This window comes from Cellulomonas hominis, from assembly GCF_014201095.1.
Classification (GTDB): domain Bacteria; phylum Actinomycetota; class Actinomycetes; order Actinomycetales; family Cellulomonadaceae; genus Cellulomonas; species Cellulomonas hominis.
The window spans coordinates 3696334-3710942 of sequence record NZ_JACHDN010000001.1 but is presented as its reverse complement, the minus strand read 5'-3'; the positions used below and the strand labels follow the sequence as shown (position 1 = coordinate 3710942).

The window sequence follows — 14609 nt, the reverse complement described above, 5'->3', positions numbered from 1 at the left end:
TACGTCCAGCTGCGGCGGACATCCCTGCTCTGAGCACTGGCTGGCGGGAGTACGCCGAGGTGTCGCGACGAGCGTCTTGGGCGCGGCATGCCCGCCCGGATCGGACTCCTCCTACGCCGGCCCGACCAGCGACAGTTGTTCGGCACACCCTAGCGACGGCGATTGTCGGGTCCGGGCGGTTCAGCGCACGCGGCGACACCAAACCCCGACGCCCCTGCGTAGGGATGGTGTGACGACCTTCCCCACCTCTCCCGTCGTGGGTCTGCTCCACCTGCCCAGCCTGCACGCAGCGCTCGAGGCGTGCGGCGTCGCCAGCGTCGGCGGACCGGACTTCCGCACAGCGGCGACCGCGATCACCACCGCGGGTCGAGCCCACCCCGAGCTGGCGCTGATCGTGGGCGACTACGCCGGCCCCGGCCAGACCCCCTGGCTGGAGAAGTGGGTCACGCGCCCGCGCGCAGCCATCGTGCAGCTCGACCCGGTCGCCGCCGGCCTGGGTCCGGTCCCGTCCCCGATCGGCGGGAACACCGCACGCGCCAAGCGGTTCGCCGCCCCGGTCATGGTGGCCGAGCTGCTCGCCGAGGTCGGCGTGGCCTGCCCGGAGCCGCTGCGCGACGCGTTCGTGGCCCCCGACGGCGTGGTGATGGTGGCCGAGCCGCCGCAGGCGACCCCAGCCGCGGACCCCGCGACTATGCCAGCAGCCTCCGGCCTCGCGCCGGCTTCACTGGACGCGGCCCCAGCCCCCGCCGCCCCCGCTCCAGCACCTGCTCGCACCGCTGTTCGCACACCGCCGGCCGTGCATCAGCCCGACTCCGCACCCACCCCCGCGGCCTCGCAGGCCACCGCGCGCGCCACCGTGCCGACTCCCGTGGCCGGTGCACACACGGTGCTCCCCATCGCAGGCAAGGGCGGCGTCGGCAAGACGACCTACGCCCTGGCGCTCGGCGAGCGGGCCGCCCGGCTCGCCAAGCTCCGCGTCGCCGTTCTGGACGGCAACCGCGGGCAGGGTGACCTGCGAGGCTACCTGCGTCTGTCCCGCGCACCACTGCCGACCGTCTACGACGTGGCCGCCGGCGCCCCGGCCGAGTCCGTGCTCGTCCTCCCCGACCAGATCGCCGCCTACCGGCCCGCGGGCCTCGAGCGCATCCACTTCGCCGTCGCGCTCGCGCCGCTCGACGGCATGGCCGACAGGGACGTCGTGACGTCCGCGGTCTACTCCGAGGTGCTCCAGGCCGCCCGCTCGATGGCAGACCTCGTGGTGGTGGACACCCAGATCGCCGAGAGCGACGACACCTCCGGCCTGTTCGACGACGTGTGGGTCCCCGCTCTGGAGCAGTACGCCCACATGGTCGGCATCACCAACCTCGTGCCCGTGTCGATCGACAACCTGTCCTCGAGGATCCGTTCCTTCCGGGACGCCGGCGTCGACGTGGACAACATCAGCATCGTCCTGAACGACGTGCCGGCCGAGATCGACTACCCCCAGCAGCGGACGATGGACCACCTCGGCAAGCTCGGCTGGGTGCGGGGACGAGTCATGCGTGACCCGGCGATCATCGCTGCCACCAACGCCGGTGAGGTGCCGTGGGATCACCCCGTGCTCGCCCCGGTGCTCGACCAGGTGCTGTTCGCCGTGACCGGGCTCGAGGAGTTCGCACCCAAGGACGTCGAGGTGAAGACGGCCAAGCGCCGCCGCGGCTTCCTGGGGCTCGGCAGGTGACAGGCCCAAGCGGACCGGATCGCGCCGAGGACCTCTTCGGGCCGACACGGCGTGTTCCCGCCACCCAGGAGCCCAGTCCGTGGGAAGTTGTGCAACAGCGCCCGCTACGGATGACCCCCGGCCACCCGGCGAAGGACCAGAGCGCGGAGCCCGAGATCCCCGCTGGGGCCGTCTGGGACCTTTGGGACGTTCGGGTTGCACCCCCGGGGGTTGACTCGACCACGTCGCCGGAGCCGCAGCCACCGACTCGCCGACAGCCCACATCCGCGGAGCACAGCCCCGCACCGGACAGCAGCCGAGTCCCGACAGCTGCGGTCGCCACACTCGCGCTCGCCGCGGCCATCGTCGCCGCCGCCCTGCTGTGGGACCACGCCGCCCTCGCGGCGAGCCCTGTCGTGCCCGCGCTGCTGACCCTTCATGCCCTCAGGAGGAAGCGGTGAGCGAAACCAGCGCACGCCACGAGTGGATCGACGCGTGGTGCGGCCACCTCGAGAACCTCCTGCAGCAGCCGTCCTCCACCACGCCGCAGACCGGGCGCCGGCTCGTCGCACTTCCCGCGTGGCTGTGGCTCGCCCCCGCCATCAGCATCGGGCGCAAGGCAGTGCGCGCCGACGGCCGCACGATGCTCATGCCCGTGCGGGTCACCTGGCCCGATGCCGCGCACCTGGTCGCACTTCCGGCCGGGACCCACCACCTGCCGTGGTCCGCGACCGGGCTGGGCCACGCGGTCACCGGCGTGCTGACCGTCCAGGTCACGGAGCACGGGGTCCACAGCATCAAGGGCTGCGCGGACCTCGCACCGACCGATCACGGCCCCGACACCCAGGCCGCCCGCGCCGCCCTCCTCCAGCGCGCCGACACCTCGCGCTGGCAGGCCCGGATGAGCCTCGAGCGCTACGTCGAGCAGGCCGTCGACGCCGCCGTCGCCACAGTGACCCGGGACGTCCTCGGCCTGCGATCGGTGCACTCCGTGCTGGATGCCACCAGCACGGAGACTGTCCGCGACGCGATGCTCCTCGGAACCGGCCAGACCCCCGGCGCAGTCGACCGCATCATCGAGAGGTCGCTCGCGCCCGCCGCGTTCGTGCGGGTCGACCCCCTGCACTACCTGACCGTCGACCTGCGGCGCGCCGCCGAAGCCTACGTGCGACGCGCGATCTCCGACCCGCCGATCGGCCGCAAGATCCGCACGGTCCAGCGCGCCATGCCCGGCGCGAGCCTGGACGAGGTCGTGGCCGCCTACCGCCAGGCGCACCCGCGCGACTTCCTGTCCATGCGACGGGCCGCCCGCGCCCTGTCCGCCGGCGCCGATCTGAACGCCTCCGCAGCGCGCGAGCCACGAGCGGCCACCGCACGCACCGCGGTCGACGTCGAGGCCCTCGCCCTCGCGCGGGCCGAGAACGCGACCAGTGACGTCACCGAGCTCGCCGCGCGCTCGCGCCGGGCCCTGGCCGGCGCGCTGAACGCGGACCTCAGGCGGGCGTCATGACGACCCGCACGGTTCCGGCCCCGCGGCCGTCGGGAGGTGCGCTGGCCGACCCAGCCGTCGCCGCAGCGGCGCGCACGAACGCCAACCGGCGCCGCGCCGAGTACCTGACGTCGGTGGCCACCGGCCTGCTCAACGTGCACGACGTCATCACCGCGGCGTGCGCGCCCGACGGCAGCGCGCTGCTGCGGATCTCGTTGACCCAGCTGCTCGGCGCCCAGCCCGAGTGGGGCAAGACCCGCGTCTCGGCAGCCGTCACGCGCCTGCGCGTCCTGCTCGGCGAGCCCCGCACCGACAGGCGCCTCACCGTCGCGTGGCTGGTGGACCCCCGGACCCGGGGGGCGCGCGTCCTGGCCTTCACCGACGCGCTGAACGACGGCGACATCGGCCCGCCGTGGCGCGGGTTCCCCTTCGCGCCCCAGACGTCTCCCACCCAGACAGGACTCACCCGCTGATGTCGAGCCCCGACCCTGCAGCCCAGTACCCCGAGCGTGAGGCGCTCGAGGCCATCGTGGCCGCCGATGGGCACGTTCGCGCCCGACTGCTGAACGACTTCGCTCGCAGCAAGCTGCCCGACATGCGCTCGATCGCTCTTCAGCTGTGCCGCATCGCGGGTCTGGACCCGATGGTGCACGGCGACGACGCCGTCGGCATCGTCGAGACCCAGTTCACGATGCTGTGCAACGCGATCATCGCCGACCCCACCCGGATGGATCGGATCACCGCGTTCAACGGGTACCTCTACCACCACACGAAGGCGGCGATGCGCTCCTACGCCGACGGGGCGCAGTCTGGTGAGAAGCCCTCGGGCACCACGTCGCTCGCCCGCCGCCAGCGCGAGCTCAACCGCACGCAGGCCGCACTGCGGGCCGAGCTGAACGCCGAACCGACCCCCGAGCAGATCGTCGAGGTCACCAACGCCCGCATGCGCGCCAAGCGCAAGGACGCCAAGCGCGAGGGCATGATCTCCACCGTCGAGGACCTGCAGCAGCCGACCAACGTGCCGCTGCTGCCCGAGGAGAACGACGCCCCCGTCTGGATGCACTCCGACGCGCCGCTCGCCCCGCACGAGGCGCGCAAGTTCCTGACGGTCGCGATCGCGCGCGCGATGGAGACCGACGAGCGTCTCGCGCGCGTGCTCGGCGCGTGGCTGGGGTCGACGTTCGACGAGGCGATCGGAGCGCCGCGGCCCGTGAGCGAGGTCGCGGCGTTGATGGGCATGCGCGTCGCGGAGACCGCCGAGCTCATCGCCGCCGCCCAGGACCTGGCCGTGCGCGTCCTGGTGAACGAGTTCGGCGTCCGCGACACGAGGGAGCCCGCATGAGCAGCATCACCATGGCCGACCGCATCGTCGCGGACGTCTTCGCCGCGCAGAACGTCCTCGACTCCGCAGTGCTGCACGAGGACGTCGCCGTCTGGGAGAGGGTGCGCGAGGAACGTCTCATCGCACTCGTGCACGCGCTCACCGGGCAGGCCGAGCCGGCGACCGTACTGCGCGCAGTCGATCGCGTGGTCGAGCATCTCGATGCCGGCGGTGAGCGCGACGCCGCGCACATCGCGCCGCTACTTCAGCAGGCCGTTGACGCGCACCCGTGAGCACGCACATGGTGTGATGTCCTCGCTCAGCCCGCGGTTGTGAGCGTCGGTCGGCGGTTCCGTCGACCGTGAGGAAGGACGGACGCCTGCGTTGACCACCGACCCCACGCCCCTGCCCCGGCACGCATACACGCATGCCCAGGGGGCACTCGCCGCGGACCTGGACAGCGCCCGTGGCGACGTCGACCTGCAACGCGAGCTCATCCTGCTGGTCCAGGCGCTGGCTGGCGACGCCCTCGGTCCGGTCGCGATGTCGGCGGTGGTCACCGAGCTGTACGGCGCCGTCACCCAAGGGCTGATCGAGGGAGCGATCAGCCTGGTGCACGACGCCCAGTTCGCGATCGCCGCCAGGCGCATGATGGCGGCGACCGAGCTGCGATGAGCAGGGCCCGTTCTGCGCGTCCGGTCGCGCGCGCCGCGCTCATCAGCGCGCTCATCGGCACCGCGCTGATCGCCGCCGGGGCGTTCTGGTTGTCCTTCGAGGCTCTCGCCGATCTCGCATGCCGCGCGGGCGTTCCCGACCAGCAGGTGTGGGTGTGGCCGCTGGTCGTCGACGGCGTCATCCTGGTCTCGACCGTCGCCGTCTTCGCCCTGCGCGGGCACAGCGCCGTGGTTTCGGCCTACCCGTGGGGGCTGCTGATCGGCGGCGTTGTGGTGTCCGTGGCGGCGAACGGGGTCCACGCCGCACTGTCGCAGACCGACGTCCCTAGCCCCGTCGCCGTCGCGGTCGCGACGATCCCGCCGCTCGCGCTCGTGGGCGCCACCCACCTCAGCGTCCTGCTCGCCGACCGAGTCTCCCCCGGGGCGTTCACCGGTCTTCGCCCCGTTCGGCGGCGCATCGAGCAGCCCGCCGCACCGTCCGAACCCGCAGGCGCCGGCTCAACGCCCGACAGCCCCGCGCCGCGGCGCCCGGGCGCACCCAAGGCCGTCGCCGACGAGGCCGCGCGCGCCTGGTACGACGCCCAGGTCAGCGCCGGGCTCAACCCGACCGGAGCGATGTTCGCCGAGACCTTCGGGGTCTCCGCTGCCACCGGCCGGCGACGGCTGGCCGCGCTGCGCGGGGAGCTCACCTCCGTCTAGCGATGGGCTGCCGCACATCCGCACGGTGTGAGAGCCACCCGTTCCCGCTGGGACTTGAGGCAGGCCGACGCGATGGTCGAGGCAGCGCGCCTGGCTGCGAACACTCACTCGGACGTTCGGGTCCAGGTGTGCTGCACCGACGGCACCACGTTCACGCGCACCTACCACCCCGAGTACGGGCGCCACGACGACTCCCCGCCGACGCCAGTGCCGCACATCCCATCGCCATGAACCACAAGCAGTCCCCGATCTCCGTCGGCGGGCATGCGAGCACGCAGCCGCCTGGAGTCCGCCGCCCGATGACGATGCACAGCCCCGGGCAGTGGGAGGCCGCGTGCAGCGACCCCAGCTGCGTGTGCACGGTTCCGCAGGGCACGCCGTGCGACGACGGGTTCTCCGTGCCCGAACGCGAGCATCCGGGTCTGATCCCGCTGTGCGGTGAGTGTGGCTGGCCTGAGGTCTCGCACGTGCCCGCGGCCGCACGGCACCGCCTGCGGCCCATGGCACGTCGAGGCCGCGGTCCGCGCCGCACTGCGTGACCCGGCGGTCGCCGTCCGCCGACTGGACGACTCGCTGCGCGGCGAGCCACGGTTCGCCGTCGAGGCGCCGCCACGCAGGGCCGTCGCGTACGCGTGCGCGATCCCCGCCCACCTCGACCGCTACGTCCTGATCGAGTTCACCGACGGCTGAGCGGGCGTGCCGCACATCTGCTGAGCATGAGCTGCCCGCAGGACTCCCCTGACGCCGACGGCGCCACGGTCGAGGCGCCCGGGCCCGCCTGCGGGTGGTGCCTGGTCGGCGACTGCGACCACCACCGACCCGCCGGCTCCGGCTGGTCGTGCATGTGCTCGCACGCGAACCGCCGACCACAGCCGGCAGCGACCGGCGACGACGTGACCGAGTCCCTCTTCAGCACCGACGACAACGTGGAGGAGCCATGAGGCGCGCCAGGACGGCGACCGGCCCGATCTTCGCCGCGGCCGCGAGGCAGTGGCAGATGATGCACCGCGAGTTCAGCGCGACCCTGACCGCACACGTCGACGCTGCGGAGGTTGCCTGCCGCGGGCGTCTGCTGAACGCGGCGGCGCGACGAGCAGGGGTCGAGCCCTCCCAGCTGTTCAGCGCGAACCGCGCCACCGCAACCCAGCACGCCTCGGCCGAGCTCCTGGAGTTCTGGGCGCACCACCCGCGCCCGACTCTCGCCGAGTTCGAAGAAGCGTGGTTCGAGGGGCAGTACGGGGCCGCATGAGCAACGCCGACGGGCACGAGATGAGCAACTGCAGCGTGGAGCTCACGTTCAACGCGGACGGGCTGGACCTTCGGATCGACCCCGACGACGGCCGCGGTCCGTTCATCGCGACGATCGCACGCACGGATCTGCTGCGTGCGCTGTCTCCGGTGACACTGGAGGTGGCGGCAGCGGCGCGCACCGCCGAGGCGGAGCGGATCGCTGAGGTCCTGCACGCCGGCCGGTTCGACGTCGAGCGCGGTCTGCGCGACGTCGCGGACTCCTTCCTCGCGGGGATGCGCACCGCCGAGCAGATCGCCTGCACCGGCGCACACCCCGGCTCGTTGCATGCCGAAGCGTCGCGCGCCGCTGCCGCCCGGGCCGCACTGACCGACTTCCCCGTCGCGGGTGCAGCCGACCTCGAGCGCCTGAACCGGTCGGTCCGTACGGCCATGGCACAGGTCGCCGCCCTAGCCGACCGCACCGGGAAGCGACCCAGCGGTTGGAACGAGGCCATCAGCGAGGTCTCGCTCCTGCTCGCCGAGACCGTCGTCCTGATGCCCGAGATCGACGGCCTGTGAAGGCCCCGCACATCTGCCGGACGCACCGCGACCCAGAAGGAGACCACCATGACCAACCCGAACCTCGCCGTGACCCTGCTGTCCGCCCAGGCCCCGCAGCCGGAGGACCTGCCCGCGCGCGGGATGCTCGAGCTCACCGCGGACGACTCCGGTGCCCTGCGCGGGACCTGGCGCCGCGAGCTGCCCAACGGCCTGCTCGCCGACCCGGTCACAGTCGCCGACCCCGTCTTCGTGCACGTGCCGCCGGCCGCTGCTCTGCACCTCGAAGCTGCCGCCGGCGCGGCAGTGAACGGCCTGCTGGACTCCTTCGCCGACGTCGAGGATGTGACCGCCCGCGCTCTCGACATCGTTCGTGCGGTCCTCGGCGCCGTCGACGGCCGCGCCCTGACCGACGCCCTCTGAACGGGATCCCATGCCCACTCCGACCAGGACCCGCCTGACCATCCGGGGCGTCGTTCGTGCCCTGCGCAACGACGGCGCCATGGGCTTCACGTTCCGCAGGTGCACCGGTCACTGGCCCTGGGAGGCGGACATCGTGCGCCTGCGCACGGCGCTGCACCGCACCGCCGCGCTTCGTGACGGCTGGTGGGGCCCAGGGTCGCTCGCCACCGAGCCTGCCGCTGCGGGCGTCGCTGGGCGGCTCGTCGAGCTCGCGGATCGACGGCTCGGTGCCTCGCTCGCCTCGTTCATGCTCGGGCCGTCGTCGGGAAGCGCCGGAGGGATCGTCATCGAGTCGATCGTGGGCGACCTGTGCCTGACCCTGGACATCGACGCCGCGGGCCAGCAGGGCTACTTCGTCGCCGACGACCGATCCACCGACGCCCTCGCCGAGGGCCTCGCGCCGCTGGAACCGAACGACGTGCTCGCGTTCTGGCGCACGGGCACCATCCCGGCCAGCGCGGTGCGGCCTGCCGACCTCGAGTGACCGGCTGCCGCACATAGGCCGGGTGCGCGACGGGAGGTTCCCGTCCCGCGGCGCGGGAGGCGACATGGACGACACGCCCGGACCGGACCCGGACCGAGAGCACATCGAGGTCGAGCAGACGTGGTCGCCGACGCCGAGCCCGCAGGCCCGCCGGCGGATGACCGAGCTGGCCCGCGTCACCCGCGGCCACACCCCGGCGGGCCCGCTGGCCAGCCGCGTCCCGACCCAGCGAGGAGTGCAACCGTGAGCGAGCGGATGACCGGCATCACCCTGCCCGGGCTGCCGCCGGGCGCCGGCCTGGCCGACTACGGGCGCAAGAGCCCGCAGGAGATGATCACCCAGCTGCGCGCGCACGCCACCGTCGAGGCGCGGAACGCCCTGGCGATCCTGGCCGCCGCCGAGGAGGACTTCCGGGTCGAGACCTACACGGGCGTGCACGTGCGCCGTGACCGGCAGGTGCTGCAGCCGGGCCGTGATCCCCAGCCCGCCCCGGAGCTGCCCGAGCCGGGCGCCGACGTGCAGGGCGCGATGGCCCCGTTCCGGGTGCTGCTGGCGGACCTGCGCCGCGCCTACCCCGACCCGGCCCCGTTCGACGTCTCCGCCACGGTCATCGACCGGCTCGCGGCCGCCCTGGGCGAGCAGCCGTGAGCGACCTCGCCCGGCTCCGGACCGCGCTGGCCGCCGAAGGCCTGCTGCGCACCGACGGCATGTCCCAGGTGGTCGAGGTCGACCTGGCCCACCTGGCGGAGGTGTTGCGCGCGCACCGCCTGCTCACCGACGCCCCTGGCCCGACACCACCGCCTGCCCCGACTGCGGCCCGCCGCCCCGGGCCGCTGGTGGTGGCCGGCACCAACGGCGACACCATGCAGTGGCGCTTCGACGAGCGGATGTACGCCCACGTCTCCTTCGACCTGGACGGCACCAGTGAGCACGACCTCGTCGAGGGTGACGAGACCTCCTTCGTGCTGACCCCGGCGATGATCGCGCTGCTGCGAGCGTCGCTGGTGCACGCACAGGCGGCCGTCCGGCTGAACCTGCACGGGTCCGCTGGGCACCTCATCGTGACCGCTGCCGCTCGTCAGGGCGCCGAGGTGCAACTCCAGATGGCCAGTGGCGACTCGCTCTACCTCGCGCTGGACGCGATGGGGGTCGCCCGGCTGCTCGTGTGGCTGTGCACCGCTGTCGCCCACCCGCGCGACAGAATCATGCCAGCCCTGCGGGGCGTCGTGGCCGACCGGCAGCTGAATGCGGCCCGCGCCGACGTGCTGCTGCGTGCCATCCGGAGGGTCCCGCCCGCCGCGGACATCCCGGACGACCTCTACACCGAGCGGGTCATCCGGCGCGCGGAGCAGATCGGGACCCACGCCGTCGGCCGCACCGGGTCCGCCCTGGTGATCGCCCGCCCCGGCGACACCATCTCCACGGTGCTGACCCGACCCGCGAGCACGCTGTGACCCGGGAGGTGGCGGTGCTGTCCGAGCGCGGCACCGTGCAGAACATCATCACCACCAACAGCGACCTGGCACCCTGCGCCAGCGGCACCCGACCTGGCGTATCGCCCCGGTCGAGCAGGTCCCGCCCGCCGACCTGGCGGCCTACCGGAACTGGAGCGAACGACCGTGACCGAGCAGACCATGCACCCGGTGCAGGTGGCCGACGGCGACCAGGCCATCACCATCACCGCCGCCGGCCTGGGCCCGCAGGCCCGCGCCCACCTTCGGGTCGAGGTCGCCGGAACGGTACTGGAGGTGTCCCTGCACGAGCCCGAGGTGGCCGCCCTGGCTCGAGCCCTGGACCTGGCGCGCGTGGTCGTCGCCGACGCCGCCCTGACCTCAACCGACCCCGGCTACTACGTCTGCGGCCGCGACTCCCACGGCAACATCCGCATGGCCGGTGGGGCCGGTGCCCTCATCGCCGGCCCCACCGACGACGCCGTGACGGTGGCGGGCTGGCTGCGGCGCGCCCGGCCCGGCTCCCGCCACGCCAAGGCCTACCAGGCCGCCCTTGACCTGCTGACCGGCGAGGGCGCCGCCATGCGCCCGCGGCCCGAACCCGGGCAGGCGCGCACCTGCCCGGGCTGCGGTCAGGACAAGCGCGGCGAGGACCTGTGCTGCGACTCCTGCTGGGCCCGGATCCCGACCTCGCTGCCGTACGCCCCGCACTGGCGCACCAGGGTCCATAACGCCCGACGGGAGGGCAACTGGACCCGTCTCGAGGCGGCGCTGGACGCCGCCCACGCCTGGCTCATCGCCCACCCGCGGGAGGTCCGCCGGTGAGCGGCCCGACCCGGCACGCGCGCTCGGACCTGCCGGAGTCGGAGATCCGGGCGTCGCTGCGCTACATCGCCCGGGTCCGCTCGATGATGCCCACACCCGCGGTGCTGGCCATGCTGGATGCCGACCAGGCCCGCCTGCTCGCGGACCTGGCGGCGCTCGCCCCCGAGCCGGACCGCTCACTGCAGGCGGGCCGCGAGACCGAGCGGACCATGCTGGACCGGCTGAACCGCCGGTACGCCTACGTCGGAGGGAACGGCATGCGGTACGCCCGCGCCGAGCACGTCAAGGTCGCCGCCGGGCACTACAACGCCCGGATCTGCGACTACATGGCGCTGGACCTGTGGCCCGGGGTCGGGCCCGGCAAGGGCACCAAGCTGCACGGGCACGAGGTCAAGGTCTCCCGCGCCGACTGGCTCACCGAGCTGCGCGACCCGGACAAGGCCGAGGCGTTCGCCTCGCTGTGCGACCACTGGTGGCTGGTGGTCTCCGACGCCAGCATCGTCCGTGACGGCGAGCTCCCGCCCGGGTGGGGCCTGCTGGCCGCGTCCGGGCCCGGGCTGCGGGTCGTCGTGGACGCGCCCCGCCGCGACCCGGCACCGCCCACCAAGGACCTGCTGGCCACCTTCGCCCGCGCGGTCACCAAGACCACCCTGCGGCTGTCCGTCACCGGCGGCGACACCGCCCTGACCACGATGGCCCGCCGGATGCAGCTGACCTGAGCCGAGCCCTGCCGCACATACGCAGGGGGGCAGGGCCGGAGCGACCGGCCTGGGGAAGAGGTCGGCGCCATGTCCATCCGGAAGGCCTGCTACGTCGCCTGCGACGGCCCGTGCGGGGGCGACCCGGCCCCGATCGCGACCGGCGGCGCCAGCGAGGCCCGCCAGTACGCCCGCGGGGACGGCTACGTCCGGGTCAAGGTCGAGGGCCGCCTGGTGGACCTGTGCCCCGGCTGCCGGGACCGGATGGCTGAGGCGACCGGCTCGTGAGCATCTCGCTGACCACCGGCTACCGGATCAACTGCGACGGCGACGGCCGCTGGGGCTGCCCGGCGCTCTTCGACTCCCCGAACGCCTTCTCGCTGGCCCGCGACGTGCGCGCCGACGCCAAGGCAGGCGGCTGGACCGTCAACATCCCCAACCCCGGTGCCCGACGCCGCCTGGACACCTGCCCCCTGCACGCCGAGGGGCGGACACGATGACCCGCCTGACTGCCGACGGGCTCGCCGCCCACCCTGCCGGTCCGCCCGCCATCCCCGAACCGGCGTTGACGGAGCGCGAGGAGATCAGCGTCGCGCTGCGCTACATCGGCCGCGCGCGCTCGATGCTGCCGAGCCCGGCGGCAATCGCCGCGCTGGACGAGCAGGAGGCGGAGCTGCGGGCCCGCCTGGCTGCGCTCGACGACTGATCCGGGCGTGCCGCACATCTGTGTGGCGATGGGCGGGAGGAACCCGCCCGCACCGAAGGGGTGGGGAGCATGTCGATGGAGGCTGACCTGGGCCGGGCCGCGGACGCGTTCTGGTCGCTGGCGCGCGGCGGGAGGGGCCTGACCCCGGTTCTTGGACACGCTGAATCCAGCAACGCGCTGGGGAAGCGAGATGATCCAGTTCATGGCCAGGAAGAGCTACTCCGAGGAGTTCCGTCGTCAGGCCGTCGACTTGTACGAGTCCACTCCGGGCGCCACGGTGCGCGGGATCGCCGCGGACCTGGGCATCGTGCGCGGCACGCTGCGCCACTGGCTCGAGGTCTACGGCACGGGCGCCAAGACGGCCGTCGACGGGTCGGCGACGCCCAGCCCGTTGCGGTCCAAGAGCGCTGCGGCGAGCTCGACGGCGCCTGTCGGCGAGTCGCCGCAGGAGCGGATCGCCCGGCTCGAGGCCCGGGTCCGCGAGCTCGAGGTCGAGACGACCAAGCTGTCCACCGAGCGGGCGATCTTGCAGCAGGCGGCGAAGTATTTCGCCGGGGAGACGCGCTGGTGAGTCGCTTCCAGTTCGTCGCCGACAACTCCGCCACCTACCCGGTGAAGCGACTGTGCGAGCTCGTGCAGGTCGAGCGCTCGTCCTACTACGCGTGGAAGGCTGGCGCGCCGGCGCGGGCCGAGCGCGCCGCGGCGGACGCTCGGCTCGAGGCACGGATCCGCAAGGTCCACGCCGCGGACAGCACGCTCGGCGCGCCGCGGGTCACGGCCGAGCTCAACGACGACGCGCCCGCCGGTGAGCAGGTCAACCACAAGCGCGTCGCCCGGGTGATGCGCGCGGCGGGTATCGCGGGCTACGTCAAGAAGCGTCGAGTGCGGACCACGATCCCCGAGCCGTCGGGCCGCAAGCACCCCGACCTGCTCAAGCGGGACTTCACCGCGCCGGCACCGAACCGGCGCTACGTCGGCGACATCACCTACCTGCCGATCGCCGACGGCACGAACCTCTACCTCGCCACGGTCATCGACTGCCACTCCCGCCGGCTCGTCGGGTGGGCAGTCGCCGACCACATGCGCACCGAGCTCGTCGAAGACGCGCTCAAGGCCGCCGCCGCGACCCGCGGCACCCTGGCCGGGGCGCTGTTCCACTCCGACCACGGGTCGGTCTACTGCTCGAAGGACTACGCCAGGGTCTGCGCGAGGCTCGGCGTGACCCAGTCGATGGGCGCCGTCGGGTCCTCGGCCGACAACGCGATGGCCGAGTCGTTCAACGCCACCCTCAAGCGCGAGGTCCTGCAAGACGACGCCTGCTGGCCCGACGAGCCAACCTGCCGCCGGCAGGTCTTCCGCTGGCTGACCCGCTACAACACCCGCCGCCGCCACTCCTGGTGCGGCTACCTGTCCCCGACCGCCTACGAGGCCCGCCGGGCCGCTACGCTGCCGATCGCCGCGTAATCACACCCCGTGTCCAAGAACCGGGGGTAGGGCCCGGACGCTCGTGAACGAGTCGCAGGCCTCGGAGCTGATCGACTCGCTGCCGATCAGCGAGGACGCCAAGCTCGCCGCCTACGACACGGCCACCAAGACGATCAACTCGGGCCACTCGCGGCACGAGGGCTTCGCCCAGGCGTCGGTCATCAGCATCGACATCGCCTCCCAGCGCGCCCGGGTGCGTGCCGCACCCGCGGCCGGCGGACCCGCCTGACACGAAGGGGCACCGATGAGCGTGACGACCGTCCCGTCGTGGCCGGAGCTCGACGACCTGCCCGAGGGATCCACCCGCACCGGGCAGGACGGCATCGAGCGGACCAAGGGCCGCTACGACCTGTGGTACGCCACCGGCTCGGACGGTGCACCCTCGGGCATCGGCATCCCCTCCTACCGGATGTCGCCGCCGCCAGCACCCGACCCCGACCCGTGCGGCGCCTGGGGCGGCTGCCCGCTGCCCCCCGGGCACAACCGCGGCCGGGCCGACATCCCCTCCGCGCACGCCGCCCCGCTGGGCGCCGAGCAGGTGGCCGCCGTCGCGGTCGCCCACCACCTACGGGGCGGCGGTGCGGGCTACCCGCGGGTCCCGACCGCCGACGACGTCGACCTGGCCGAGCACGTGGTGGCCGCGTTGCGGCGCGCCGGGCTGCTCCCCTGACCTGCCCATCCCGAACCTTCCTGGAGACCGCTCGTGACGCGCCGCCGCACCCCGACTCCGCCCGCACCGCCGCGACCGCCCCGCCCGCCCATGGGCGCCCTCGTGGTGCTGGTCCGCGGTGACGACTTCCTGCGCCGGGATGCCTGCGCCGTCCCCGG

The 14609-nt window shown here is 73.5% G+C and carries 24 protein-coding genes; all 24 read left to right on the top strand.

The features are described 5' to 3' along the window. Positions 1–256: 256 nt before the first annotated feature. The 24 genes from HNR08_RS17425 (at position 257) to HNR08_RS17310 (ending at position 14451) form a co-directional block, all read left to right on the top strand. Positions 257–1720 (top strand): nucleotide-binding protein, encoded by a 1464-nt coding sequence (locus HNR08_RS17425; RefSeq protein ID WP_146839183.1) that lies wholly within the window; start codon positions 257–259, stop codon positions 1718–1720. Positions 1721–2156: 436 nt separating this feature from the next. Then, positions 2157–3209, top strand: a complete 1053-nt coding sequence (locus HNR08_RS17420) for a hypothetical protein (protein ID WP_146839185.1) — start codon at positions 2157–2159, stop codon at positions 3207–3209. After that, positions 3206–3661, top strand: a complete 456-nt coding sequence (locus HNR08_RS17415; RefSeq protein ID WP_146839187.1) for a hypothetical protein — start codon at positions 3206–3208, stop codon at positions 3659–3661. The genes HNR08_RS17420 and HNR08_RS17415 overlap by 4 nt, the downstream gene beginning before the upstream one ends. After that, positions 3661–4530: a hypothetical protein gene (locus tag HNR08_RS17410; RefSeq protein ID WP_146839189.1), complete on the top strand. Its 870-nt coding sequence runs from the start codon at positions 3661–3663 to the stop codon at positions 4528–4530. Before HNR08_RS17415 ends, HNR08_RS17410 begins: the two co-directional genes overlap by 1 nt. Beyond that, positions 4527–4802, top strand: coding sequence for a hypothetical protein (locus tag HNR08_RS17405; protein WP_146839191.1), 276 nt, complete (start codon positions 4527–4529; stop codon positions 4800–4802). Before HNR08_RS17410 ends, HNR08_RS17405 begins: the two co-directional genes overlap by 4 nt. A 91-nt stretch (positions 4803–4893) precedes the next feature. Further along, the gene (locus tag HNR08_RS17400; protein WP_146839193.1) at positions 4894–5184 is read left to right on the top strand and encodes a hypothetical protein; all 291 of its coding nucleotides are present in this window, start codon (positions 4894–4896) and stop codon (positions 5182–5184) included. Continuing rightward, entirely contained in the window at positions 5181–5882 is a 702-nt protein-coding gene (locus tag HNR08_RS17395; protein ID WP_146839195.1) for a DUF2637 domain-containing protein, read from the top strand. Before HNR08_RS17400 ends, HNR08_RS17395 begins: the two co-directional genes overlap by 4 nt. A 444-nt stretch (positions 5883–6326) precedes the next feature. Beyond that, positions 6327–6572: a hypothetical protein gene (locus tag HNR08_RS17390; RefSeq protein ID WP_146839197.1), complete on the top strand. Its 246-nt coding sequence runs from the start codon at positions 6327–6329 to the stop codon at positions 6570–6572. 26 nt (positions 6573–6598) lie between these two features. Then, on the top strand, positions 6599–6823 hold the full coding sequence (locus HNR08_RS17385; RefSeq protein WP_146839199.1) for a hypothetical protein: 225 nt from the start codon (positions 6599–6601) through the stop codon (positions 6821–6823). Then, positions 6820–7131, top strand: a complete 312-nt coding sequence (locus HNR08_RS17380; RefSeq protein ID WP_146839201.1) for a hypothetical protein — start codon at positions 6820–6822, stop codon at positions 7129–7131. The genes HNR08_RS17385 and HNR08_RS17380 overlap by 4 nt, the downstream gene beginning before the upstream one ends. Beyond that, on the top strand, positions 7128–7691 hold the full coding sequence (locus HNR08_RS17375; RefSeq protein ID WP_146839203.1) for a hypothetical protein: 564 nt from the start codon (positions 7128–7130) through the stop codon (positions 7689–7691). The genes HNR08_RS17380 and HNR08_RS17375 overlap by 4 nt, the downstream gene beginning before the upstream one ends. A gap of 48 nt (positions 7692–7739) precedes the next feature. Further along, a complete protein-coding gene (locus HNR08_RS17370) occupies positions 7740–8093 on the top strand; it encodes a hypothetical protein (RefSeq protein WP_146839205.1) in 354 nt (117 codons plus the stop codon). Between the two features lie 10 nt (positions 8094–8103). Then, a complete protein-coding gene (locus tag HNR08_RS17365) occupies positions 8104–8616 on the top strand; it encodes a hypothetical protein (protein ID WP_146839207.1) in 513 nt (170 codons plus the stop codon). A gap of 64 nt (positions 8617–8680) precedes the next feature. Continuing rightward, entirely contained in the window at positions 8681–8863 is a 183-nt protein-coding gene (locus tag HNR08_RS17360; RefSeq protein WP_146839209.1) for a hypothetical protein, read from the top strand. Beyond that, the gene (locus tag HNR08_RS17355; protein WP_146839211.1) at positions 8860–9264 is read left to right on the top strand and encodes a hypothetical protein; all 405 of its coding nucleotides are present in this window, start codon (positions 8860–8862) and stop codon (positions 9262–9264) included. The genes HNR08_RS17360 and HNR08_RS17355 overlap by 4 nt, the downstream gene beginning before the upstream one ends. Next, complete coding sequence (locus tag HNR08_RS17350) at positions 9261–10070, top strand: hypothetical protein (RefSeq protein ID WP_146839213.1); 810 nt, start codon at positions 9261–9263, stop codon at positions 10068–10070. Before HNR08_RS17355 ends, HNR08_RS17350 begins: the two co-directional genes overlap by 4 nt. A 165-nt stretch (positions 10071–10235) precedes the next feature. Then, entirely contained in the window at positions 10236–10892 is a 657-nt protein-coding gene (locus HNR08_RS17345) for a hypothetical protein (protein WP_146839215.1), read from the top strand. Continuing rightward, a complete protein-coding gene (locus tag HNR08_RS17340) occupies positions 10889–11611 on the top strand; it encodes a hypothetical protein (RefSeq protein WP_146839217.1) in 723 nt (240 codons plus the stop codon). The genes HNR08_RS17345 and HNR08_RS17340 overlap by 4 nt, the downstream gene beginning before the upstream one ends. Before the next feature lie 69 nt (positions 11612–11680). Further along, entirely contained in the window at positions 11681–11878 is a 198-nt protein-coding gene (locus tag HNR08_RS17335; RefSeq protein ID WP_146839219.1) for a hypothetical protein, read from the top strand. After that, positions 11875–12090 carry a hypothetical protein gene (locus HNR08_RS17330; RefSeq protein ID WP_146839221.1) on the top strand — a complete coding sequence of 72 codons (216 nt, stop codon included), beginning with the start codon at positions 11875–11877 and terminating at the stop codon, positions 12088–12090. Before HNR08_RS17335 ends, HNR08_RS17330 begins: the two co-directional genes overlap by 4 nt. Then, a complete protein-coding gene (locus HNR08_RS17325) occupies positions 12087–12296 on the top strand; it encodes a hypothetical protein (protein ID WP_146839222.1) in 210 nt (69 codons plus the stop codon). The genes HNR08_RS17330 and HNR08_RS17325 overlap by 4 nt, the downstream gene beginning before the upstream one ends. Positions 12297–12498: 202 nt before the next feature. After that, positions 12499–13760, top strand: a protein-coding gene (locus HNR08_RS17320; RefSeq protein WP_183834765.1) for an IS3 family transposase whose coding sequence is annotated in 2 segments (ribosomal slippage) — positions 12499–12847 and positions 12847–13760 — 1263 coding nt in all. Because the reading frame shifts where the segments join, the coding sequence is not laid out codon by codon here. Positions 13761–13803: 43 nt separating this feature from the next. Next, a complete protein-coding gene (locus HNR08_RS17315; protein WP_183835173.1) occupies positions 13804–14010 on the top strand; it encodes a hypothetical protein in 207 nt (68 codons plus the stop codon). A gap of 15 nt (positions 14011–14025) precedes the next feature. Further along, positions 14026–14451: a hypothetical protein gene (locus HNR08_RS17310; protein WP_146840552.1), complete on the top strand. Its 426-nt coding sequence runs from the start codon at positions 14026–14028 to the stop codon at positions 14449–14451. Positions 14452–14609: the final 158 nt, after the last annotated feature.